The sequence below is a fragment of the Phytopseudomonas seleniipraecipitans genome, from assembly GCF_900102335.1.
In the GTDB taxonomy this organism is placed as follows: domain Bacteria; phylum Pseudomonadota; class Gammaproteobacteria; order Pseudomonadales; family Pseudomonadaceae; genus Aquipseudomonas; species Aquipseudomonas seleniipraecipitans.
On sequence record NZ_FNBM01000002.1, the window covers coordinates 350,138 to 373,138 of the forward strand.

The window sequence follows — 23,001 nt, forward strand, 5'->3', positions numbered from 1 at the left end:
GCTAGATCCTCTTGTTTTTATTACTGCCGTTGTTGGCATGGAAGTGGGCATGCATCCGTTCACGCCAGTTGAACACGGTCAACTGGCGCAAGATTTTTCGATTAGAAGAGCCACTGCGCCGGGACCAGCAGCAACTGCGGGAAGGCCAGCAGCAGCCCGATCACCAGCAACTCCGCCAGCAGGAACGGCATGACGCCGCGAGCAGTGGCCAGGAAGTCGATCTTGGATACCCCGGCGACGACGTTGAGCACCAACCCGACAGGGGGGGTAATCAGGCCGATGGCACAGGTCATGACAAAGATGACGCCGAAGTAGATCGGATCGATGCCCGCCTCGACCGCCACCGGCATCATCACCGGCGCCAGGATCAGAATGATCGGCGACATATCCATCGCCATGCCGATGATCACTATGATCACCACGATCAGCAGCATCAGCAGACGCGGGCTGTCCATCAACGGTTCAAGCACACCGACCACTTCGCTTGGCAAGTCGGCCACAGTAATCATCCAGGCCGCCACCATCGCCGAGGCCACCAGGAACATCACCATCGCCGTGGTCATCACCGAGGACAGCAACACTTGGTACATGCTTTTCCAGGTCAGCTCCCGGTAGATCACCAGCGACACGAACAGCGCATAAACCGCGGCGACGACACCGGCCTCGGTCGGCGTGAATATCCCGGCGCGCAGGCCAACCAAAATAATCACTGGCAGCAGCAGCGCCCAGACACCCTCATAAAAGGTCTTGAGTATTTCCTTCATCGGCGCCCGCGGCCGGGTGATCAGGGTTTCCCGGTTCGAAACCAGGTACCAAGCAACGCACAGCGACAGGCCCATCATCAGACCCGGTGCGATACCGGCCAGGAACAGCTTGGTGATGGATACGTTCGCCGCGACCCCGAACAAGATCAAGCCAATCGATGGCGGCAGGACCGGAGCAATGATGCCCGAGGCTGCCACCAGGCCCGCCGAGGTGGCCTTGTCATGCCCGACCTTGACCATCATCGGCACCAGCAATGCAGCCAGCGCCGCCGCATCGGCAGCGGCCGAACCCGACAGGCTGGCCAGCACACAAGCCGCCAGAATGGTCACGTAGCCCAGGCCACCCTTGATATGGCCCACCAGTGCAACCGCCATGTTGACGATGCGCTTGGACAGGCCACCGGCGTTCATCAACTCACCAGCCAGCATGAAGAACGGCACGGCCATCAACGGGAAGCTGTCTGCCCCGTTGATCAAACCCTGGGCGACAATCTGCGCATCGAACAGATCGAGGTGATACATCATGGCCAGGGCACAAAGGATCAGCGAATAGGCAATCGGCACGCCAATGGCCATGGCGCCGAGCAGGGACACTACGAATATCGCGATGATGATCATCACATCACTCCGGTTTTTATTATGGAGAGCGCGCCACCGAGCGGCGGCATGCGGGCGGCAGTGCTATTGATGCACCTCGGCAGAAAGGTCCGGACGATGGATGTCTCCCCCACCGGCAAGCCGCACGATCTCGTAAAGATGAATTGCACAGGCCGACAGCCCGAAGAACACCCCGGAGCCGTAGAAGAACCCCATCGACCAGCCGGATACCGGCGACGGCATGGTCCAGTTGATCTGCACCTGCTGCCAGCTACCCCAGAAGAACAGGCCCGAGCAGGCCAGCATCAGCAGTTGCGAGGCGATCAGGCAGCCCCGCTCTCCCCAGCCCGGCAACGCTCGCAGTGCCAGGTCCACGCTCATGTGACCGTGCTCACGCAGCAGCACGACCGCACCCAGGAAGGTCAGCCATACAAATGCCCATCGGGAAAGTTCTTCTGAAATCAGAATGCTGTCGTTGAAGGCATAGCGCAGTACGACGTTGCCGAACACCAGGACCACCATGGTCACCAGGCAGATGATCCCCAGCACCTTGAGCAGCGTGAAGTAGCCTTCGATGACTTTATGCATGGCGAACATCCTGTCGGTCAGGACGTGTCGAGCCGGTGCGGGAAAGACAGGAATAATGGGCAGGTAGAGCCATCTGTAAAGCCTCGCATTTGTTGTTTTTGTATGCCGTTTGGCGGCTATGTGGCAGCGACCATATCACCCAAAAATATTGCGTGCAATGTTCATTTTTGTCAGTATTGACGTCACTCGATAAAACAACAATGAGAAAAACCCCATGCAACTCATCACGCAAAACCAGTCCGTGGTCATCCTCAGCACTGTCGATTCAGTCGCCGTCGCGCGCAAGGCACTAGCACAGGGCGTTCACGTCGAAACCCTTGCTCTAGAGGCCTCCGACGATATTCCAAGCGGCCACAAGATCGCCCGCAGGGCCATCGCCAAAGGCGAAAACATCCTCAAGTACGGTCAGGTCATCGGTGTGGCCACCCAGGACATTGCCGCCGGCGCACATGTTCATACCCACAACGTGGCCATGCCGGACAGTCATGCCAGCAACACGCTGCCGCCGGTTATCGAGCGCAGCGCCGTGCTACCGTCCGAACAGCGTCGACGCTTCATGGGTTACCGGCGTCCGGACGGACGCGTGGGAACACGGAATTACATCGGCATTCTTTCCACCGTGAACTGCTCGGCCACCGTTTCCCGCGCGGTAGCGACACACTTCAATGGCTCGGAACTGCTCAAGCAGTACAACATTGATGGCGTGGTGGCCCTCACCCATGGCAGCGGCTGCGCCATCAACACCGACTCGGAAGGGTTCAAGTTTCTCGAGCGCAGCATCTGGGGCTATGCCTGCAACCCGAACATTGCCGGCGCGCTGATCATCGGCCTGGGCTGTGAAACCAACCAGATTTCGTCACTGATGAAGCGCTACAACCTCAGCGAAGGACCGAACTTTCGCGTGTTCAACATCCAGAATGCCGGCGGCACCCGTGCCAGCATCGCCAAGGCCATCGATCAAGTCACCGACATGCTCGCAGCCATCGGACGCCTGGAGCGCACCTCGGAAAGCGTGGAACACATCATGGTCGGCATGCAGTGCGGTGGTTCGGACGGCTATTCGGGCATCTCCGCCAACCCGGCGCTCGGCTACGCAGCCGATCTGCTGGTGCGCCACGGCGGCACCGCCATTCTCAGTGAAACACCGGAAATCTATGGGGCGGAGCACCTGTTGATCGCCCGCGCCACCAGCCACGAGGTTGCTCAGAAACTGCTCGATCGCCTGACTTGGTGGGAAAACTACACACGCATCAATGGTGCGGAGCTGAACAATAATCCCTCCCCCGGCAACAAGGCCGGCGGTTTAACTACCATCCTGGAAAAGTCCCTAGGCGCTGCGGCCAAAGGAGGCAGCAGCTCGCTCAACGGCGTCTATGAATGGGGCGAACCGATCACCGAACATGGCTTCGTGTTCATGGACAGCCCCGGCTATGACCCGGTGTCGGTGACCGGCCAAGTCGCCTCCGGCGCCAACATGATCTGCTTCACTACCGGGCGCGGCTCGGTGTCGGGCTTCAAACCGGCGCCATGCATCAAGCTGGCGACCAACACCGATATGTACCGCCGCCTGGAGGAGGACATGGACATCAATTGCGGCGGCATCATCGACGGTGAACTGAGCGTTGCCGAGGCGGGCGAGAAGATCTTCGACATCCTGGTCGAAATCGCCTCGGGCACACCTTCCAAGAGTGAACAGTACAACTATGGGGACAACGAGTTCGTCCCATGGCAGGTGGGTGCAGTGACCTGATCGGCACGCCTCAGGAAAGTCGCTCTAGGTAGGGCACGGCCGCGATGCGGTTGTGCTCCCTGAAATAGGCCAGGCGCTGCTTGACCTTGCGTTCGGCGATGACCAAATGCTCTTCCATACTCCGCGCGGCCAGATCGCCACGGCCTGCCTGCAAGTTTTCAAAGATGCTCAAGTGCTCGCGAAAAAACGGTTCTTCGTCCGGGAAGTAACTCTTATCGAGCAATATATGCTTGCCCGACAGCAGCAGCGAGTGGGTGCGCCGCAAAATTTGTAGCATCTGGCGGTTAGGGCAATGCCCAAGCGTCTCGATGTGCAGGTCACTTTCTAAGTCATCGAATTGGCTACTATCAATATCGGGATAGGTGTCTATTGCCCGATGCAAGCGTTCTATATATCGGGCAAGCTGTTCCTGCTTGAGAAACTCAGCTGCCTGCATGAGAACGTAAGGTTCCAGGCGTCTACGCACTTCATATAGTTCGCCCAGGCGCTGTTCGTCCCACTGCGTCAATTGCCAGCGCGAACGCTCATCACGCTCCACTAACCCCATGAGTGACAGGCGCGTCAGTACCTGGCTGGACACAGTACGGCTGATCGAATAATAGCGCGAGAGCTCCAGCTCGTTGATTCTGTATGTGCCATACAGAGAGTGGTGCAACAAACCGCGCTCAATACGGTCATATACCCCCCTCCAGCTTTCGGTTTTACGAGGAGTTTGCGAGCTGCCTTCACTCAATTTGAAATCAGTAGCCTCCAGCTTGCGTCGTAGTATTTCTCCAGGCTCCGACCCAACTAAATAACCGCGACCGTCAAATGTGCATAACATTCTTTTTTTATGCAAATTTCCCAACGCTTGTCGAACCGGGGAGCGGCTCACACCGAAGAGCTCTGCCAGCGCACCTTCAAGCAGCAACGTACCCTCTTTAAGGCGCCCTGTACTAATACTTGCCGCGATGATTTCGAAGAGCTGATCGTTAAGGTGTTTTTTCATTCTATTTGAGCCACTTTCATTGCCCTAAGCGTGGCAATCTGCATTCTGATCAAGAACGCAGCGCCCTATCTACATCTGCAAAGCAACACAACCTTCCGTAAGGCTTCAAGGCTGATACCGGAGCTGCACTTAGCATTAGTGCGTGCAATGTACCGCAGTGTCACTGGCCAGCGATACTAGATGGCCACATTGAACATTATTACTGCTAACTACATGATTAAAGAGATGAACAGCATTTAACATGTCACGCATGTACCTCTCTGTCGTCAATGCGCATTCCGACACCTTGGATAGGCTTCGGCAACCTTAAGCTTTACTCAGGAGATGCACCATGCGCCCTATGGCCACTAATCAACCAGGCTGGTTTTAGAGAGTTTTCGCAGCGAAACGGTAACTTTTACAAGATTTTGCCGACTGCGCGGTGATCCGGCACACTAGCGCCCCCGAGCCAAGGCTCGTTGCCACAGCCAGATCTCGTATGACCCGCTCTCCGCTTCGCCGCCTTGCCTTCGGTACCCTGCGCCGCCTGCTGTACCTGTGGGTACGCTCGGAGACCATCAATCAGTCGGCCTTCAGCCTCAAGCTCGACCGCAGCAAGCCGGTGTTCTATGTGCTGCAGCAGCCTTCGATGAGCGATCTGGCTGTGCTCGACCACGAGTGCACCAAGGCTGGCCTGCCACGCCCCGTGCTCTCGGTGGCGGTGGGTGATCTGATCGAGCCGGCGGCGTTCTTTTACCTGACACCCGAGCCAGACTGGTTCGGGCGGCAGGACAAGCGTGGCATTTCTCCGACCTTGCAACGCATGGTCAGCGCACTCGACGAGAACAGTGGCGAGGAAGCGCAGATCATTCCGGTCAGCGTGTTCTGGGGCCAGTCGCCGAACCGCGAAACCAGCGCCTGGAAACTGTTGTTCGCCGATGGCTGGGCCGTCACCGGGCGCCTGCGCCGGCTGGTCAGCATTCTGATCCTCGGTCGCACCACCCGCGTGCAGTTTTCCACACCCATTCAGTTGCGCGAGCTGATCGGCCAGAACAAAGGCCAGGAACGCACCCTGCGCATGGTGCATCGCATCCTGCGGGTGCACTTTCGCAACCAGAAGGCCGCCGTTATCGGCCCGGACGTGTCGCACCGGCGTAACCTGGTCAAGGGTCTGGTACATGGCCCGCAGGTTCGTCAGGCAATCGTCGAGGAAGCCGAGCGAGAGAATATTTCCGTTGAGAAAGCCGAGGCGATGGCCCTGCGCTACGGCAACGAAATCGCTTCGGACTACACATACACGGCGATCCGTTTCCTCGAACTGATCCTGTCGTGGTTCTGGAACAAGATTTACGACGGTATCAAGGTCAACCATATCGAAGGCGTGCAGGACATCGCCCAGGGTCACGAGGTGATCTATGTGCCCTGCCACCGCAGCCACATCGATTACCTGCTGCTCTCCTACCTGCTGTTTCGCAACGGCTTGACGCCACCGCACATCGCCGCCGGCATCAACCTCAACATGCCGATCATCGGCGGTCTGCTGCGCCGCGGCGGCGCCTTTTTCATGCGTCGTACCTTCAAAGGCAATCCGCTCTACACCGCGGTGTTCAATGAATACCTGCACACCCTGATCAGCAAGGGCTACCCGGTGGAGTACTTCGTCGAAGGGGGTCGTTCGCGTACTGGCCGCATGCTGCGGCCGAAAACCGGCATGCTGGCCATCACCCTGCGCAGCTACCTGCAGAGCCATCGCCTGCCGGTGGTGTTCGTGCCGGTGTACATCGGCTACGAGCGTGTACTGGAAGGCCGCACTTACCTGGGCGAGCTGCGTGGTGCGAGCAAGAAGAAGGAATCGATCTTCGATATCTTCAAGGTCATCGGTGCGCTCAAGCAACGCTTTGGCCATGTGTGGGTCAACTTCGGCGAGCCGATCAAGCTCGACAACTTCCTCGACGGGCAGCAGCCGGACTGGCGCGACCAGAACCTGGGGCCGGACTATCGCCCGGCGTGGCTCAACGAAACCACCAATCGCCTCGGCGAACGCGTCGCTCAGCGCCTCAACGAAGCTGCGGCGATCAACCCGGTCAACCTGGTCGCGCTGGCGTTGCTTTCAACCAGCAAGCTGGCGCTGGACGAGCGCGCACTGACGCGCATCCTCGACCTTTATCAGAGCCTGCTGCGCCGTGTGCCGTACTCGCCACACACCACGGTGCCAGAAGGTGACGGCCTGGCGCTGATCGAATACGTGCGCGGCATGGAGCTGCTTTCGGAGCAGAAAGATGCGCTGGGACGCATCCTTTATCTGGATGAGCAGAACGCCATTCTGATGACCTATTACCGCAACAATGTGCTGCACATCTTTGCGCTGCCCGGCCTAATCGCGAGCTTCTTCCAGAGCAGCGGACGGATGAGCCGCGAGCAGATTCTGCGTTTCGTCCATGCGCTGTATCCATACCTGCAGGCCGAGCTGTATATCCGCTGGTCGTCGGACGAGCTGGACGCTGTGGTCGATCAGTGGCTCCAGGCCTTCGTCGAGCAGGGATTGCTCAAAGAGGACAACGGCGTCTACCTACGCCCAGCGCCCAGCTCGCGACATTTCGTGCTGCTGACGCTGCTCTCGAGAGCTATCGCTCAGACCTTGCAGCGTTTCTACATGGCCAGCGCGCTGCTGCTCAACGCCGGGCAAAACAGCATCAGCGCCGAAGAGCTGGAAGATTTGTGTACGGTCATGGCGCAGCGCCTGTCGATCCTGCATGGGCTCAATGCTCCGGAGTTTTTCGACAAGAGCCTGTTCCGTCACTTCATCCAGACGCTGATCGATCAGGGCGTGCTGCGCAAGGACGAGGCAGGCAAACTCAGCCACCCTCCCGCGTTCGCCGAGCTGGCCGAAGGCGCGGCCAAACGTGTGCTGCCTGCGGAAATCCGCCTGTCCATACGCCAGGTGACCATGGATCGCAGCGAAGAGATCGTAGACGGGATGTAGACCTGGCATAGGTCGCAAGGCCCTCCTGCCGAGCTGATGGGCCGATAGCTGGCGAGCGTTATTGAGCTTTACCGCGACAGCACCTAAGATGCGTCGTTGGGGCCATCTAGGGCAGGGATTTTCGTGCGTTATTACACCATTCTGGGATCACTGGCGATCATGGTTTCGGGCTGCGCCATGCAGCCGTCCGCATCGACCGATAATGAAAACAAGCCGGCACAACCGGCGCCCGTTGCACAACAAGAACCAGCCGCTGCGGCGCCGGACAAGGCGCAGCCGACGCCTCAGAGTGCATCAGCAGCAATGCCGAGCAGCCAGCCCGCGTCGGCTCAGCCGCCGATGGCCGCGTTGAGCGCTCAGGAACCGCGTGAATACGAAATCCAGCCGGGCCAGTGCTGGGTTCAAGCCCAGGTCAGACCGCGCCCGGTGCAAAGCACCCAGGAAATCGTCATCAAGGATTCGGTGAACAAGATCACCGTCACCCCTGCTGAACTCGACAAGGGCTTCAAGCAGGTGGTTACCCGCGAAGGCACCAAGACCTACCGCATCGAGCCGCCGACCTACCGCGTGGTGTCCGAGCAGGTGAAGATTCGCCCTGAGGTTAAACGCTACGTGGTGGTACCTGCCGTTTACCAAGACAGCCAGGAAACCATCACCCTCGAAGAAGCCAAGACTGTCCTCGACCAGTGCCGCGCCGCCGGCACCCGCTATTCGAGCGGCACCGGCGCCATGGCATTTTGTGCCCGACAGGTGCCGGCCAAGCAGGAAGTGGTCAAGGTCAAGAAACTGGTATCGCCGGAAACCGTGCGGATTGAAACCGACCCGGCCGAGTACAAAAGCGTGACCCGCTGGATTGTCGATAAGCCCGCGCAAGCCATCGAAGTCACCGTCGATCCCGAATACACCAAGGTCGCCTCTACTGAAGTGGTGCGTCCGGTCGAAGCCAACCAGATTATCGTGCCGGAAGAGAAGCGCCAGCTGCAGGTCACCCGCTTCGAAGGCAACGCGCGCATCGTGTCGCGGCAGACCGTATGCGATGTCGATATCGACGATAACCTGGTGACCCGCCTGCAACAGAGCCTGGTCAAGCGCGGCTTCAACCCGGGCAGCGTCGATGGCAAACTCGGTAAGCGCACTCTCGACGCGCTGACCGAATTCCAGACCGCCAATGGTTTTGCCGTCGGCGCCCTGACGCTGGAAAGCCTGGCTGCCCTCGAAGTCCAGTGATGCCCCCGGCACGCCCTTCGGGGCGTGCCCTCCTCTCGCACCGACTCCCTTCACGCTGTAAACCTTCGCCGCCTCGTAGTGCTGCCTGCTAAGCTCGCTGCACATCTCCCCGCTTGAAGGTTACTGCCATGCTCCGCATCCCCGCTCTCGTCGCCGGCCTGCTGCTGTCCGCCAACGTGTTCGCCCTGTCGCTTTCCGACCTCAGCCAGCAGGATGCCAGCGGCGGCCTCAAGGATGCCCTCACCCAGGGCGCCAAGGTGGCCGTGCAGCAGCTCGGCAAGCCAGGTGGTTTCAGCGGCAACCCCGAGGTGCGCATCGAACTGCCGGGCAAACTCGGCAAGGCGGCCAAGACCATGAAGATGATGGGCATGGGTGCCCAGGTCGAGCAGTTGGAAACCAGCATGAACAAAGCCGCCGAGGCCGCTGTGCCACAAGCCCAGGCGCTGCTGGTCGACGCGGTCAAGAAGATGACCGTGCAGGACGCCAAAGGGATCCTCTCCGGCCCGCAGGACTCGGCGACTCAATACCTGAACAAGAGCAGCCGCGAGCAGATCCGCGCCAGGTTCCTGCCTATCGTCAAGCAGGCCACCGACCAGGTCGGCCTGGCCAAGCAGTACAACAGCTTCGCCAGCCAGGCCGCCACCTTCGGCGTGCTCGACGCCAAGAGTGCGAATATCGAAAGCTACGTGACCGAGCAGGCGCTAGATGGCCTGTTCGAGATGATTGCGAAGCAGGAAGCCGGCATCCGCGACAACCCGGCAGCCGCTGCCACCAGCCTGGCCAAGAAGGTCTTCGGCGCTCTGTAAAAGGGATCACCGCGGGGTGGGACGGGCGTGCCGTCTCCAGCCTGCGGGCTCCCCGTTATTCAGCCGGTGTCGGCTTGTCGCTCGGCTTGACCCTGAACCATGCGGCATACAGGGCAGGCAGAAACAGCAGCGTAAGCGCCGTCGCTACCACCAAGCCGCCCATGATCGCCACCGCCATCGGCCCGAAGAACACACTGCGCGATAGCGGAATCATTGCCAGCACCGCGGCCAGGGCGGTCAGCACGATGGGTCTAAAACGGCGCACCGTGGCCTCGACGATGGCATTCCAGGCGTCCAGACCTGCCGCCCTGTCCTGCTCGATCTGATCGACGAGAATCACCGAGTTGCGCATGATCATCCCCGACAACGCGATGGTGCCGAGCATGGCCACGAACCCGAACGGCTGGCCGAACAGCAGCAGGAACAAGGTCACGCCGATCAGCCCCAGCGGCGCGGTGAGAAACACCATCGCCGAGCGCGAGAAGCTTTTGAGCTGCAGCATCAGCAGCGTCAGCACCACCACAATGAACAACGGCACGCCGGCGTTCACAGACGCCTGGCCTTTGGATGCATCCTCCACCGCGCCACCGACTTCCAGCAGGTATCCATCGGGGAGCTTGTCGCGTATCTCGGCCAGGGTCGGCAGGATCTGCGCGGTCAGCGTCGCCGGCTGCTGCGTGCCATAGATATCGGCGCGCACGGTCACCGTTGGCAGGCGGTTGCGGTGCCAGATCACGCCTTCCTCGAAACCGTATTCGAGGGTAGCGATCTGTGCCAGCGCCACGCTCTTGCCGCTCTCAGTCGGCACCGCGAGACTCGGTAACGACTGCAGGGCCTGACGCTCCTGCGGGGTGCCGCGCAGGAGTATCTCGATCAGCTCGTTGTCCTCGCGATAGTCGCTGACCGACGAGCCGTTGAGCGAGCTACGCAGGAAACTCGCGACATCGGAGGTGCTCACGCCCAGAGCGCGCGCGCGATCCTGATCAATGCTCAGGTAGACCACCTTGCTCGGCTCTTCCCAATCCAGGTGCACATTGACCACATCGGGGTTTTCTCGCACCTTGGCGGCGACCTGGCGGGCCAGTTCGCGCACCTCGGCAATGTGCTCGCCGGACACCCGGAACTGCACCGGATAACCTACCGGCGGCCCGTTTTCCAGACGCGAGATGCGCGTGCGCAGGCTCGGAAACTCATCGTGCAGCACGTCGATCAGCCAGGCGCGTACCGCCTCGCGATCCTCGATGGTTTTCGCCAACACCACGATTTGCGCGAAGCTGGTCGCCGGCAGTTGCTGGTCCAACGGCAGATAAAAGCGCGGCGACCCGGTGCCGACATAGGCCACGTAGTTATCCACACCAGGATGCCCGGTAAGCCGCTGCTCGAGGCGCCGCACTTCAGCTTCGGTAGCGACCAGCGAGGCGCCTTCGGCGAGCTTGAAATCGACCATCAGCTCCAGCCGTCCCGAAGCGGGAAAGAACTGCTGCGGCACAAAACGGAACAGCAGAATCGAGCCGACGAACAGCGCCAGGGTGAGCATGATCACCGTTTTGCGGCGGCGCACGCACCCGTCCACCAGGCGCCGAATGCGCTGATAGAACGGCGTGGCATAGGGATCATGCCCACCCACGTTGCCGCCGTGCTGGTGTGCGGCACGCTTGGCCATATCTGGCAAAAAACGCGCGCCCAGGTAAGGCACGAACATCACCGCAGCGACCCAGGACATCAGCAACGCGATAGTCACCACCTGAAAGATCGAGCGGGTGTATTCACCAGTGCCCGACTGCGCCGTAGCGATCGGCAGAAAGCCCGCCGCGGTAATCAGCGTGCCGGTGAGCATTGGGAAAGCGGTGCTGGTCCAGGCAAAGCTCGCAGCCTTGAGCCGGTCGTAACCCTGCTCCATCTTGATCGCCATGATCTCCACGGCAATGATCGCGTCGTCCACCAGAAGACCCAGCGCCAGCACCAGCGCGCCGAGGGAAATCTTGTGCAGGCCGATATTCAGGTAGTACATGGCGGCGAAGGTCATCGCCAGCACCAGCGGAATCGACAGTGCCACCACCAGGCCGGTGCGCAGCCCCAGTGAGAAGAAGCTCACCAGCAGCACGATGATCAGCGCTTCGGTAAGCACTTTGACGAACTCGCCGACGCCGGTCTTCACCGCTGCCGGCTGGTCGGACACCTTGCGCAGCTGCATGCCCGCCGGCAGGTTGTTCTGCAGGCGGGTGAACTCGCCTTCCAGCGCTTTGCCCAGCACCAGGATGTCGCCGCCCGGCTTCATCGAGACCGCCAGGCCGATGGCGTCCTCGCCCATGAAACGCATGCGCGGCGCGGGTGGATCGTTGAAGCCGCGGCTGACCTCCGCTACGTCGCCGATGCGAAAGGTGCGATCCGCCACGCGGATGGGGAAATCGCGGATCTGCTCGACACTCTCGAAACTGCCGCTCACACGTAATTGCACACGGTCGGAGCCAGTCTCGAAGAAGCCCGCGACGGCCATCGCGTTCTGCTGTTCCAGGGCCTGCTGCACGGCGGCGAGTGGCAGGCCGAGCGTGGCCAGCTTGGTGTTGGACAGCTCGATCCAGATCTTCTCGTCCTGCAGGCCGACCAGCTCGACCTTGCCGACGTCCTTGACCCGTTGCAGCTGCAGCTGCACGCGGTCGGCGTAGTCCTTGAGCACTGCGTAGTCGAAGCCGCTGCCGGTCAGCGCATAAATGTTGCCGAAGGTGGTGCCGAACTCATCGTTGAAGAACGGTCCCTGGATACCGCCCGGCAGTGTGTGGCGGATGTCGGCGATCTTTTTGCGCAGCTGATACCAGAGTTCGGGAATGTCCTCGGAATGCATGGAGTCTCGTGCCATGAAGGTGACCTGCGATTCACCCGGCCGCGAGAACGACACGATGCGCTCGTATTCTCCGGTTTCCATCAGCTTCTTTTCGATGCGCTCGGTGACCTGCCGCGCCACCTGTTCAGCGGTCGCGCCCGGCCAGTTGGTTTTCACCACCATGGCCTTGAAGGTGAACGGCGGGTCCTCGCTCTGGCCGAGCTTGGAATATGACAGCGCCCCGACGATGCCCAGCAGCAACATGAGGTACAGGACGATCTGGCGGTGATGCAGCGCCCAGGCAGACAGGTTGAACGACATGTCCGCTTACTCCTTCGCAGCCAATTCTACCGGGCGATTCTGTCGATCAACCGGGCGTACCTGCTGGCCTTCCAGCAACACCTGTACACCGGCCACCACCACCCAGTCGCTGGCCTGCAAACCCTCCAGCACCGGCACCTGCTTCTCGCCATAAGGGCCGATGCGCACTGCCGTGCGCTTGAGTTTGGAGGTCTGCGGGTCGACTACCCAGACGTACGGCTGATCCTTCTCTGCGGTCAATGCCGAGAGCGGCACGGCCAGCGGCACATCCCCGTCATGCGCGATAAATACCCGTGCGCTCTGCCCGAGTTCGACCTGAGCATCGTGCTGCTGCAAGGCAATACGCGCGGCGTAGGTACGCGACCGCGGATCAGCCGCTGGCGACAGCTCGCGAACACGCCCGGCCAGGCGCTCACCCGGCTGCGACCACAGCTCTACGGCGACGTCCTGGCCGATGCGCAGCGTGCGGATCATCTGCTCGGGCAGGTCGATCAACACCTCGCGTTCGCCATCGGCGGCCAGCACGAACACCGTCTGGCCAGCCGCGACAACCTGGCCAACTTCGGCACTGCGCTGCACGATCACACCAGTCTGCGGCGCCTTTAGCACGGCATAGCTGGCCTGATTATCGGCGACGTTGAGTTCGGCACGCACCTGGCGCAGGCGCGCTTCGGCGGCGCGGAAGGTGTTTTCCGCGCTATCACCCTGCGACTGGCTGACCATCCCCCTCTGCTGCAGGGTGCGATAGCGTTCGCGCTCGGCGCGGGCCAGTTTCAGGTTGGCCTCGGCCGACTGCAGCTGAGCACGCGATGCATCCAGTTGCAGACGTACATCCTGCGGATCGAGCTCGGCCAAGGGCGTTCCCTGCTCGACTCGCTGTCCGACTTCAACCAGGCGCCTGGTGACTTTGCCGCCGATGCGGAACGCCAGCTCCGGCTCCAGCCGAGCGCGGATCTCGCCTGGGTAAGTAGCCACCAGTTCGGCCGCCAGCTGCGGCTGCGCCACCATCGCAGGACGAATACCTGGCTGCGGCGCCTCCGCATTGCTGCACGCGACGAGAGACATAACCATACAGACAGGGGCAAGGCGAGACAGCGCATGGCGGAACATGGTGAGCGTCCTTTGAGGAACTTTTTTAATACTTGTAGTGGCGGCATATTAGAAATACCGTACTCGCCAGTCCAGTATTAAAATGATCCGATGTCGAATACTCCCTTGCCCTCCAGTGGCCCCGGCCGCCCCAAAGATCCCGCCAAGCGCGAGGCCATCCTCGAAGCCGCCAAATGCCTGTTCCTGCGCTACGGCTATGCGGGCAGCAGCATGGAGGCTATTGCCGCCCACGCCGGTGTTTCCAAGCTGACCGTGTACAGCCACTTCACCGACAAGGAGACGCTGTTCTGCGCAGCGGTGAAAGCCAAGTGCGAAGAACAGTTGCCCGAGCTGTTCTTCGAACGGCCCGACGGTGTGCCTCTGGAAGGTGTGCTGCTGAACATCGCCCGCGGCTTCAACCGCTTGATCAACAGCGCAGAATCGGTCGAGTTGCATCGCCTGATGAGCAGCTTGGGAACCCAGGACCCACAACTGGCCAGAGTCTTTTACGAAGCCGGTCCGAAGCGCCTGCTGAGCGAAATGGAGCGTTTGCTGAGCAAGGCTAATGAGGCTGGCCAATTGCGTATCGAGTCGGCAAGCGTGGCAGCCGATCAGTTCTTTTCGCTACTCAAGGGCTGCGCCAACTTCCGCCTGCTGATTGGCTGCGGCGCGCCCCAGAGCGAAGCCGAACAAGAGCAGCATGCGCAATCGGCGGTACAGATGTTCATTCGCGCGTACCGGCTCTGAGCGCCACCTGATAGGCGGCCAGGCGATGCGCTGGGTCAGCTGCTAGGTTTCTCTGCACGATGGTCATCCGCTCCCCTGCCAATGCGGCTGATCGCTAGCTGAGGAGGTGCGACATGAAACCAATCACTGGCGGCTGCCTGTGCGGCGACATTCGTATCAAGGCCGTGGGACTGCCCAGCCGAGTGGGCATTTGTCACTGCCTCGATTGCCGTAAACACCATGGCGCACTCTTCTACGCAGCGGCAATCTTTCCCCAGCAAGCGGTGACGATTCAGGGTGAAACCCGCGACTACGCCGGGCGCTTCTTCTGCCCGCGCTGCGGCTCATCGGTTTTCGCCCGCACTGCCGACGAGATCGAAGTGCATCTGGGCACGCTCGATTCGCCCGACCAAATGACTCCGACCTACGAAAGCTGGACCACCCGGCGCGAAGCCTGGTTGCCTGAATTCCCGCTCGCCAGACGCTACGACCACGACCGCCAGGAGTGATCAAAGGCCGCCCAACAGCCGCGTAACGAACCTGAGCCGCACAAATGTATAGACATTATCCATCGTGCTAGCAGCAAGGCCTTCAGATTCACCCCAAAAAGCACTTGACCATCGCCAGCCAACCCTCTAAATGTATATACATTACAAAAAGGGTTATCCCATGGCACACCCGCAATCCAAGCGCTTGCTTTGGCGCAATACCACCGTGTTCGACGGCCTCGATCAGCAGCCCGAGCCGATGGCCGTGCTGGTAGAGCAAGGCCAGATAGCGGGCCTGTGGCCAGAGAGCCAGTTCGACCCTGCGCTGGCGGCCGGCGCCGAAGAAGCCGGGCATGGCGGCGTCATGACCCCTGGGTTGGTCGATTGCCATACTCACCTGGTGTATGCCGGCGACCGCGCCGCCGAGTTCGAGCAGCGCCTGGAAGGCGTCAGCTATGAGGCCATCGCCCGCGCTGGCGGCGGCATCCTCAGCACGGTCAGGGCGACCCGGGCGGCCAGTGAAGCGCAATTGATCAGCGCCAGCCTGCCGCGCCTGGATGCCCTGCTCGCCGATGGCGTCACCACGGTGGAAATCAAATCCGGTTACGGCCTGACCCTCGACGACGAACTGAAGATGCTGCGTGTGGCCCGCCGCCTGGCAACCCTGCGGCCCGTGCGCGTAACTACGACTCTGCTTGGTGCTCACGCCCTTCCGGCGGAATACGCAGACGACGCCGACGGGTACATTGACCTGGTCTGCACGCAGATTATTCCGGCCGCATCCGCGCAGGGGCTGGCCGATGCGGTGGACGTGTTCTGCGAGGGAATCGGGTTCTCCACCGCCCAGTGCGAGCGAGTTTTCCAGGCCGCGATCAGTCATGGCCTGGCGATCAAGGCACATGCCGAACAGCTCTCCAACCTGGGCGGCAGCGCACTGGCGGCACACTACGGCGCCTTGTCGGTCGACCATATCGAATACCTGGATGAAAGCGGCGTGCAAGCGCTGGCAGACGCCGGGACCATCGCGGTGCTGCTACCCGGGGCGTTTCATGTGTTGAGGGAAACCCGGCTGCCCCCGATTGACCTGCTGCGTCGTTATGGCGTGCCGATGGCGGTGGCCAGCGATGCCAACCCGGGCACGTCACCGCTGTGCATGCCCACGCTCATGGCCAACCTGGCCTGCACCCTGTTTCGGCTGACGCCGCGCGAGGCTCTGGCAGGCATGACGGCCCATGCCGCGCGCGCGCTGGGCCGGCCGGAGCTGGGGCGTATCGCGATCGGCGCCACCGCTGACCTGTGCCTGTGGGATATCCAGCACCCGGCCGAGCTGGCCTACGCGGTGCAGGCCGGGCGTCTGCGCCAGCGCGTTTTCAATGGAGTCATCAGCCATGCCCGTTGATCAGTTCTGCATGGACGCCTGGACCGGACGTGTCGACCCTGAGGCAGACAGTGCACGCTGGCACCAGCGCGTTCAACCATTGGCCGACGCGAGCCAGCCCGGCCTCGCCCTGCTCGGCTTCGCCTGTGACGAGGGGGTGCAGCGCAATCACGGGCGCATCGGCGCCGCCGGTGGCCCCGCCGCGATTCGTAAGGCATTGGCCAACCTGGCGTGGCACCGAGACGCGCCCGCCTACGATGCCGGTGACATCGCCTGCGATGACGGCGATCTCGAAGCCGCGCAGACGCGTCTCGCCTATGCGGTGCGCGCATTGCTCGACGCGGGGCATCAGCCCTTGGTGCTGGGCGGTGGTCACGAGGTGGCTTACGGCAGTTGGTCGGGCCTGGCCGGGCACCTTGGCAAACAGCCAGCGCCACGGATCGGCATCATCAACTTCGACGCCCATTTTGATCTTCGCGACCCGGCTCACGTGCGTTCGTCGGGTACGCCGTTCTCGCAGATCGCCGACCAATGCGTCGCGCGCGGCTGGCCATTTCGCTACGCCTGCCTGGGTATCAGCCGCGCCAGCAACACCCGCGCGCTATTCACTCGGGCCGCGGAACTGGGCGTATGGATACGTGAAGATCGAGACATCAGCGAAAGCACCCTCGAAGCACTTGGCCGCGAGCTGGATGCCTTCGCTAACGACTGCGACGCGCTCTACCTGACCCTGGATATCGACGTGCTGCCCGCCTGCGAAGCCCCAGGCGTCAGTGCTCCGGCTGCACGTGGCGTAGCGATCTCGCTGCTCGAACCCCTGCTGTTGCGGCTCAAGGCCAGCGGCAAAGTGCGCCTGATCGATGTGGCAGAGCTCAATCCTCTTCATGACATCGACAACCGCACGGCACGCGCGGCGGCCCGCCTGATCCATGTACTGACATCGAGCGACTGAATACCCGCGAATCGAGCACTGCCAATAACAATAATTAGAGAGAACGCCCCAGATGCCTATCCAATCCTGCTGGAAACCCGCTGCTCAGCCTGCTCCGCAAGCATGCTGCAATGCGGAGCGATAAGGTGCCAGACGCAACTGTCCGTAGCAGCCCAGCAGCGGTCGCCCGCCTGCTGGGCTTTAGCCTGATCGGCATACTGCTGTTCTTCGTGCCGGTCGAGCTGGCCGGGCGTTCGAGCCTGCTGCTCGATCATGCGGCGTCGGCCCTGCAAACCCATGCCCGGCCGTTGGTGATTGGGTGCGCCATGCTGTTCATGCTTTACGGCGCCGTGATGCCCTGGCTCGATGGTTCCTGGCGGCGCAGCTCGACCGCAGCGCTGTTCAGCGTCCTGAGGACGCTCGGCTTGCTGGTGGGCGGTGCTTACCTGCTCGAGCTCGGCCCGGCTGCGCTCTACCAACCGGACATGCTGCCGTTTCTGTTCGAGAAGCTGGTGCTGAGCCTGACCGTGATCGTCCCGCTGGGGGCGCTGGCGCTGGTGTTCCTGATCGGCTTCGGCCTGTTGGAACTGGTGGGGGTGCTGATGCAGCCGGTGATGCGTCCGCTATGGCGCACGCCGGGCAAGTCGGCCATCGATGCGGTTGCCTCGTTTGCCGGCAGCTATTCGGTCGGGCTGTTGATCACTGACCGCATGTATCGCGAGGGCCATTACAGCCTGCGCGATGCGGCCATTATCGCTACTGGATTCTCGACCGTTTCGGTTCCGTTTCTGGTGGTGATCGCCAGGACCCTGAACCTGATGGAGCAGTGGAACCTGTACTTCTGGAGCACCCTGCTGATCACCTTTCTGGTCACTTCGGTGACTGCGCGTCTCTATCCGCTCGCCTCGCTGTCTGCCGAGCGCCTGCCGGAGCCCGAACTGCAAAAAGGTGAAAGCCGCTTTGCCAGCGCCTGGCGGGCTGGGGTAGCACAAGCCGCCTGCGCACCGGCGCTGAGGCTGGCGCTATGGAGCACCTTCGTGGACGGCCTGCGCATGACCTCGGCCATTCTGCCGAGCATCCTCGCGGTCGGTTTGCTGGGCCTGCTGGCGGCCAAGTACACGCCCTTGTTCGATGTCATCGGTCTGCTGCTTTATCCGGTCACCTGGCTGTTCAGCCTTGAGCAGCCGATGCAGGTGGCCAGCGCTTTGGCCTCCGGGCTGGCGGAGATGTTCCTGCCGGTGATTCTGCTCAAGGACGCCGATCAGCTGGTGCGCTTCGTCACGGCGATCGTCTCGGTCAGCAGCATGCTGTTCTTCTCTGCCTCCATCCCTTGCATTCTCGCCACCCGCATCCCGCTGCGCCTTCGCGACCTGTTGCTGATCTGGCTGCAACGCTGCCTGCTGAGTCTGCTGTTCAGCATCCCGCTCGCCCACCTGGCCCAGTACCTGGGCTGGCTCTGAATGCCTCCCGAACTTGTCGTTCTTCGTTCAAGGAATCTGCCATGACCACCTTTCGCGACATCGAAATCCGTGCCCCGCGTGGCACTCGCTTGAATGCCAAAAGCTGGCTGACCGAAGCGCCACTGCGCATGCTGATGAACAACCTGGACCCCGAGGTAGCGGAAAATCCCAAGGAGCTGGTGGTTTACGGCGGTATCGGCAGGGCGGCGCGCAACTGGGAGTGCTACGACAAGATCGTCGAGACCCTCAAGGTGCTGGAAGACGACGAGACGTTGCTGGTGCAATCCGGTAAACCGGTCGGGGTGTTCAAGACCCACGCCAACGCTCCGCGGGTGCTGCTCGCCAACTCCAACCTGGTTCCCCATTGGGCGACCTGGGAACACTTCAATGAACTGGATGCCAAGGGCCTGGCCATGTACGGCCAGATGACCGCGGGATCGTGGATCTATATCGGTAGCCAGGGCATTGTGCAGGGCACCTACGAGACCTTTGTCGAAGCGGGCCGCCAGCATTACGGCGGCGACCTGAGCGGACGCTGGGTGCTCACCGCAGGGCTTGGCGGCATGGGTGGGGCCCAACCGCTGGCGGCAACCCTGGCGGGCGCCTGCTCGTTGAACATCGAATGCCAGCAGAGCAGCATCGACTTCCGCCTGCGCACCCGCTACGTGGATGAGCAGGCCACCGACCTGGACGATGCCCTCGCGCGGATCGCTCGCTATACCGGCGAAGGCAAGGCCGTCTCGATCGCTTTGCACGGCAACGCAGCCGACGTGCTGCCAGAGCTGGTGCGCTGCGGTGTGCGCCCGGACATGGTCACCGATCAGACCAGCGCCCACGACCCGCTCAATGGCTATCTGCCGGCCGGTTGGACTTGGGAGCAGTACAAGGCACGCGCCGCGACCCATCCGGCAGACGTAGTCAAAGCGGCCAAACAGTCAATGGCGGTGCACGTTCGGGCCATGCTAGATTTTCAGAAGATGGGCGTGCCGACGTTCGATTACGGCAACAACATCCGGCAGATGGCCAAGGACGAAGGCATCAGCGATGCGTTCGATTTTCCCGGGTTCGTTCCGGCGTATATCCGGCCGCTGTTCTGCCGAGGCATCGGCCCGTTCCGCTGGGTGGCGTTGTCAGGTGACCCGCAGGACATCTACAAGACCGATGCCAAGGTCAAGGAACTGATCCCTGACGACAGCCACCTGCATCGCTGGCTGGACATGGCGCGCGAGCGCATCGCCTTCCAGGGGCTGCCAGCACGGATCTGCTGGGTCGGCCTCGGCCAGCGTGCCAAACTGGGCCTGGCGTTCAACGAGATGGTGCGCTCCGGGGAGCTCAGCGCACCGGTAGTCATCGGCCGTGATCACCTGGATTCCGGCTCGGTTGCGAGCCCCAACCGCGAAACCGAGGCCATGGCCGATGGTTCCGATGCGGTGTCCGACTGGCCGCTGCTGAACGCCCTGCTGAATACCGCCGGCGGTGCCACCTGGGTATCGCTGCACCACGGCGGTGGTGTCGGCATGGGCTTCTCGCAGCACTCCGGCGTGGTCATCGTCTGCGATGGCACGGATGAAGCCGCTGCCCGAATCGCTCGTGTGCTCCACAACGACCCGGCCACCGGGGTTATGCGCCATGCCGACGCGGGCTACCAGATCGCCATAGATTGCGCCCATGAGCAGGGCCTGAACCTGCCCATGATCACTCAAGGAGTTTGAGTCATGACCACCCTGAATTTGAAACCCGGCACGCTGACCCTGGCTCAGCTGCGCGGCGTCTATCTGCAGCCGACCCGCGTGTCGCTGGATGCCAGCGCCGATGCGGGCATCGAAGCCAGCGTCGCTTGTGTCGCGAATATCCTGGCCGAAGGTCGCACGGTCTACGGCGTCAACACCGGCTTTGGCCTGCTGGCATCGACCCGAATCGACCCGGCTGACCTGGAAAAACTGCAGCGCTCGCTGGTCCTCTCTCACGCGGCCGGGGTTGGCGAGGCGCTGGATGACGCCATGGTACGGGTGATCATGCTGCTCAAGATCAACAGCCTCGCCCGTGGTTACTCGGCCATCCGCCGCACGGTGATCGATGCGCTGATCGCCCTGCTCAATGCCGAGGTTTACCCGCACATCCCGCTGAAGGGCTCGGTTGGCGCTTCCGGCGATCTGGCGCCGCTGGCTCATATGTCCCTGTTATTACTCGGTGAGAGCAAGGCCCGCCATAAAGGCCAATGGCTGCCGGCCACCGAGGCGCTGGCGATTGCCGGCCTGCAGCCGCTGACCCTCGCGGCCAAGGAGGGCCTGGCGCTGCTCAACGGCACTCAGGTATCTACTGCCTATGCGTTGCGTGGCCTGTTCGAGGCAGAGGACCTGTTCGCCGCAGCCACCGTGTGCGGGGCGCTGAGCGTGGAGGCGATGCTCGGCTCGCGCACGCCATTCGATGCACGCATCCATGCCGCGCGCGGCCAGCACGGGCAGATCGATGTGGCGGCAGCCTATCGAGCCCTGCTCGGCGAAAGCAGTGAGGTATCACGCTCGCACGCCAACTGCGACAAGGTGCAAGACCCCTACTCGCTGCGCTGCCAGCCTCAGGTAATGGGCGCCTGCCTGACCCAACTGCGCCAGGCCGCCGAGGTGCTGGAAATCGAATCGAACGCCGTGTCGGACAATCCCCTGGTATTCGCTGCTGAAGGTGACGTGCTCTCTGGCGGGAACTTCCATGCCGAACCGGTGGCCATGGCCGCTGATAACCTCGCCTTGGCCATTGCCGAAATCGGTGCACTTTCGGAGCGCCGCACGTCGCTGATGATGGACCGCCACATGTCTCAGCTGCCGCCCTTCCTGGTCGAGAACGGCGGCGTCAATTCGGGGTTCATGATCGCCCAGGTCACCGCCGCGGCACTGGCAAGCGACAACAAGGCGCTGGCCCACCCGGCCAGCGTCGACAGTCTGCCAACCTCGGCCAACCAGGAAGATCACGTCTCCATGGCGCCCAACGCCGGCAAACGCCTCTGGCCGATGGCCGAGAACGTGCGCGGCATACTCGCTATCGAATGGCTGGGCGCCTGCCAGGGGCTGGATTTCCGCCATGGTCTGAAGAGTTCGGCGAAGCTGGAGCAGGCGCGCGGCCTGCTGCGTGCACAAGTGCCGTACTACCAGGAGGATCGCTTCTTCGCACCGGACATCGAAGCGGCCAGTGCGCTTCTCGCCAGCGGCTGCCTGAACGCCTTGCTGCCGAACTCGCTGCTGCCCAGCCTGTGAACAGCGGCACAGTGCCTACCGGATGCCTTGTGCGCCGCGATCAGCCGCGGCTGATGGCAAGGCGCAGAGGGCGCGCTATCATGCTGCCGTTTGATGGCGCCCTGGAGGGCCTGTGACCAGCGCGACGCCCCCTCGCTACAAAGTAATCGAAGAGTTTTTGCTCAAGCGGATCGGCAACGGTGATTATCCGCTGCATCACCAGATCCCTCCGGAAGAGCGGTTGGCCAAGGATTTTTCGGTCAGCCGCATGACCGCCAACAAGGCCATCAATAATCTGGTGCAGCAGGGATACCTAGTTCGTCAGGCCGGCCTCGGTACGTTCGTCACCGACCGCAAGTCCGAATCCTCGCTGCATGAGGTGATGAACATCGCTTCCGAAGTACGCGCTCGCGGGCATGCCTATGCCAATCACATCGTGCGCAGTGAGGCAGTCGCTGCTGACGATGAAGTGGCTCTGAAACTGGGTCTGCGCATCGGCGCCGAGGTATTCCACAGTATTTTGGTGCACCTGGAAGACGGCGTGCCGATCCAGCTCGAGGATCGCTTCGTCAATCCGCGCTGGGTGCCGCACTACCTGAGCTGCGACTTCTCCAGGCAAACCCCCAACGAGGTGCTGGTTGCCAGCTGCCCGATCAGCGATGTGGAACATGTGGTCGAGGCTGTACACGCTGACGCGCAGACCGCCGAGTGGCTGGCGATTGCGCCGGGGGCAGCCTGCTTGTCGATGATCCGCCGAACCTGGTCCGATGAGCACCTGATCAGCTACGTGCGTCTCATCCACCCGGGTGAACGCTACAAGTTACGCTCGAGCACCAAGCACCGCTAAATGGAGGATTAATCCGCGCGCGTCTATTGAT

The 23,001-nt window shown here is 61.8% G+C and carries 17 protein-coding genes; 12 read left to right on the top strand and 5 right to left on the bottom strand.

Going from position 1 to position 23,001, the window contains the following annotated elements:
- Window positions 1-101: 101 nt before the first annotated feature.
- Both BLS60_RS06445 and BLS60_RS06450 read right to left on the bottom strand, forming a co-directional pair.
- Window positions 102-1,379, bottom strand: a complete 1,278-nt coding sequence (locus BLS60_RS06445; RefSeq protein WP_167357657.1) for a TRAP transporter large permease subunit — start codon at window positions 1,377-1,379, stop codon at window positions 102-104.
- Between the two features lie 66 nt (window positions 1,380-1,445).
- Window positions 1,446-1,949: a TRAP transporter small permease gene (locus BLS60_RS06450; RefSeq protein ID WP_092366048.1), complete on the bottom strand. Its 504-nt coding sequence runs from the start codon at window positions 1,947-1,949 to the stop codon at window positions 1,446-1,448.
- Window positions 1,950-2,163: 214 nt separating this feature from the next.
- Here BLS60_RS06450 and BLS60_RS06455 point away from each other — a divergent pair, with 214 nt between their 5' ends.
- Window positions 2,164-3,699 carry a UxaA family hydrolase gene (locus BLS60_RS06455; protein ID WP_092366051.1) on the top strand — a complete coding sequence of 512 codons (1,536 nt, stop codon included), beginning with the start codon at window positions 2,164-2,166 and terminating at the stop codon, window positions 3,697-3,699.
- A gap of 10 nt (window positions 3,700-3,709) precedes the next feature.
- Here BLS60_RS06455 and BLS60_RS06460 read toward each other — a convergent pair whose 3' ends face one another.
- Entirely contained in the window at window positions 3,710-4,687 is a 978-nt protein-coding gene (locus BLS60_RS06460) for a GntR family transcriptional regulator (RefSeq protein ID WP_092366054.1), read from the bottom strand.
- 478 nt (window positions 4,688-5,165) lie between these two features.
- Here BLS60_RS06460 and plsB point away from each other — a divergent pair, with 478 nt between their 5' ends.
- From plsB to BLS60_RS06475, 3 genes are all read left to right on the top strand, one after another.
- A complete protein-coding gene (gene plsB / locus BLS60_RS06465) occupies window positions 5,166-7,649 on the top strand; it encodes a glycerol-3-phosphate 1-O-acyltransferase PlsB (RefSeq protein ID WP_092366057.1) in 2,484 nt (827 codons plus the stop codon).
- A gap of 123 nt (window positions 7,650-7,772) precedes the next feature.
- Window positions 7,773-8,876, top strand: a complete 1,104-nt coding sequence (locus tag BLS60_RS06470) for a peptidoglycan-binding domain-containing protein (RefSeq protein ID WP_070882142.1) — start codon at window positions 7,773-7,775, stop codon at window positions 8,874-8,876.
- Window positions 8,877-9,004: 128 nt separating this feature from the next.
- Window positions 9,005-9,682, top strand: coding sequence for a DUF4197 domain-containing protein (locus tag BLS60_RS06475; protein ID WP_092366060.1), 678 nt, complete (start codon window positions 9,005-9,007; stop codon window positions 9,680-9,682).
- A gap of 55 nt (window positions 9,683-9,737) precedes the next feature.
- Here BLS60_RS06475 and BLS60_RS06480 read toward each other — a convergent pair whose 3' ends face one another.
- Complete coding sequence (locus BLS60_RS06480; protein ID WP_092366063.1) at window positions 9,738-12,824, bottom strand: efflux RND transporter permease subunit; 3,087 nt, start codon at window positions 12,822-12,824, stop codon at window positions 9,738-9,740.
- 6 nt (window positions 12,825-12,830) lie between these two features.
- Window positions 12,831-13,934 (bottom strand): efflux RND transporter periplasmic adaptor subunit, encoded by a 1,104-nt coding sequence (locus BLS60_RS06485; RefSeq protein WP_092366066.1) that lies wholly within the window; start codon window positions 13,932-13,934, stop codon window positions 12,831-12,833.
- A 90-nt stretch (window positions 13,935-14,024) separates the two neighbouring features.
- Between BLS60_RS06485 and BLS60_RS06490 the strand changes: the two genes are divergently transcribed.
- From BLS60_RS06490 to hutC, 8 genes are all read left to right on the top strand, one after another.
- Window positions 14,025-14,660: a TetR/AcrR family transcriptional regulator gene (locus BLS60_RS06490; RefSeq protein WP_070882138.1), complete on the top strand. Its 636-nt coding sequence runs from the start codon at window positions 14,025-14,027 to the stop codon at window positions 14,658-14,660.
- Between the two features lie 113 nt (window positions 14,661-14,773).
- Window positions 14,774-15,148 (top strand): GFA family protein, encoded by a 375-nt coding sequence (locus BLS60_RS06495; RefSeq protein WP_092366069.1) that lies wholly within the window; start codon window positions 14,774-14,776, stop codon window positions 15,146-15,148.
- A 160-nt stretch (window positions 15,149-15,308) separates the two neighbouring features.
- Window positions 15,309-16,526, top strand: a complete 1,218-nt coding sequence (hutI, locus tag BLS60_RS06500) for an imidazolonepropionase (protein WP_092366072.1) — start codon at window positions 15,309-15,311, stop codon at window positions 16,524-16,526.
- Window positions 16,516-17,457, top strand: coding sequence for a formimidoylglutamase (gene hutG, locus BLS60_RS06505; protein WP_092366075.1), 942 nt, complete (start codon window positions 16,516-16,518; stop codon window positions 17,455-17,457). Before hutI ends, hutG begins: the two co-directional genes overlap by 11 nt.
- A 125-nt stretch (window positions 17,458-17,582) precedes the next feature.
- Window positions 17,583-18,896 (top strand): YjiH family protein, encoded by a 1,314-nt coding sequence (locus tag BLS60_RS06510; protein WP_070882134.1) that lies wholly within the window; start codon window positions 17,583-17,585, stop codon window positions 18,894-18,896.
- A 41-nt stretch (window positions 18,897-18,937) separates the two neighbouring features.
- Window positions 18,938-20,608, top strand: coding sequence for a urocanate hydratase (hutU, locus tag BLS60_RS06515; RefSeq protein WP_092366081.1), 1,671 nt, complete (start codon window positions 18,938-18,940; stop codon window positions 20,606-20,608).
- A gap of 3 nt (window positions 20,609-20,611) precedes the next feature.
- Window positions 20,612-22,144: a histidine ammonia-lyase gene (gene hutH, locus BLS60_RS06520; protein ID WP_070882132.1), complete on the top strand. Its 1,533-nt coding sequence runs from the start codon at window positions 20,612-20,614 to the stop codon at window positions 22,142-22,144.
- A 112-nt stretch (window positions 22,145-22,256) separates the two neighbouring features.
- Window positions 22,257-22,970 carry a histidine utilization repressor gene (gene hutC, locus BLS60_RS06525; RefSeq protein WP_092366084.1) on the top strand — a complete coding sequence of 238 codons (714 nt, stop codon included), beginning with the start codon at window positions 22,257-22,259 and terminating at the stop codon, window positions 22,968-22,970.
- The last annotated feature ends 31 nt before the right edge of the window (window positions 22,971-23,001 follow it).

Bases quoted from the DNA above. Each gene is read 5' to 3' on its own strand.
- BLS60_RS06455 (WP_092366051.1), top strand. From the start codon at position 2,164: ATGCAACTCATCACGCAAAACCAGTCCGTGGTCATCCTCAGCACTGTC.
- BLS60_RS06495 (WP_092366069.1), top strand. From the start codon at position 14,774: ATGAAACCAATCACTGGCGGCTGCCTGTGCGGCGACATTCGTATCAAG.
- BLS60_RS06480 (WP_092366063.1), bottom strand. From the start codon at position 12,824: ATGTCGTTCAACCTGTCTGCCTGGGCGCTGCATCACCGCCAGATCGTC.
- plsB (WP_092366057.1), top strand. From the start codon at position 5,166: ATGACCCGCTCTCCGCTTCGCCGCCTTGCCTTCGGTACCCTGCGCCGC.
- BLS60_RS06475 (WP_092366060.1), top strand. From the start codon at position 9,005: ATGCTCCGCATCCCCGCTCTCGTCGCCGGCCTGCTGCTGTCCGCCAAC.
- hutI (WP_092366072.1), top strand. From the start codon at position 15,309: ATGGCACACCCGCAATCCAAGCGCTTGCTTTGGCGCAATACCACCGTG.
- BLS60_RS06490 (WP_070882138.1), top strand. From the start codon at position 14,025: ATGTCGAATACTCCCTTGCCCTCCAGTGGCCCCGGCCGCCCCAAAGAT.
- hutU (WP_092366081.1), top strand. From the start codon at position 18,938: ATGACCACCTTTCGCGACATCGAAATCCGTGCCCCGCGTGGCACTCGC.
- hutG (WP_092366075.1), top strand. From the start codon at position 16,516: ATGCCCGTTGATCAGTTCTGCATGGACGCCTGGACCGGACGTGTCGAC.
- BLS60_RS06485 (WP_092366066.1), bottom strand. From the start codon at position 13,934: ATGTTCCGCCATGCGCTGTCTCGCCTTGCCCCTGTCTGTATGGTTATG.
- BLS60_RS06460 (WP_092366054.1), bottom strand. From the start codon at position 4,687: ATGAAAAAACACCTTAACGATCAGCTCTTCGAAATCATCGCGGCAAGT.
- hutH (WP_070882132.1), top strand. From the start codon at position 20,612: ATGACCACCCTGAATTTGAAACCCGGCACGCTGACCCTGGCTCAGCTG.
- BLS60_RS06450 (WP_092366048.1), bottom strand. From the start codon at position 1,949: ATGCATAAAGTCATCGAAGGCTACTTCACGCTGCTCAAGGTGCTGGGG.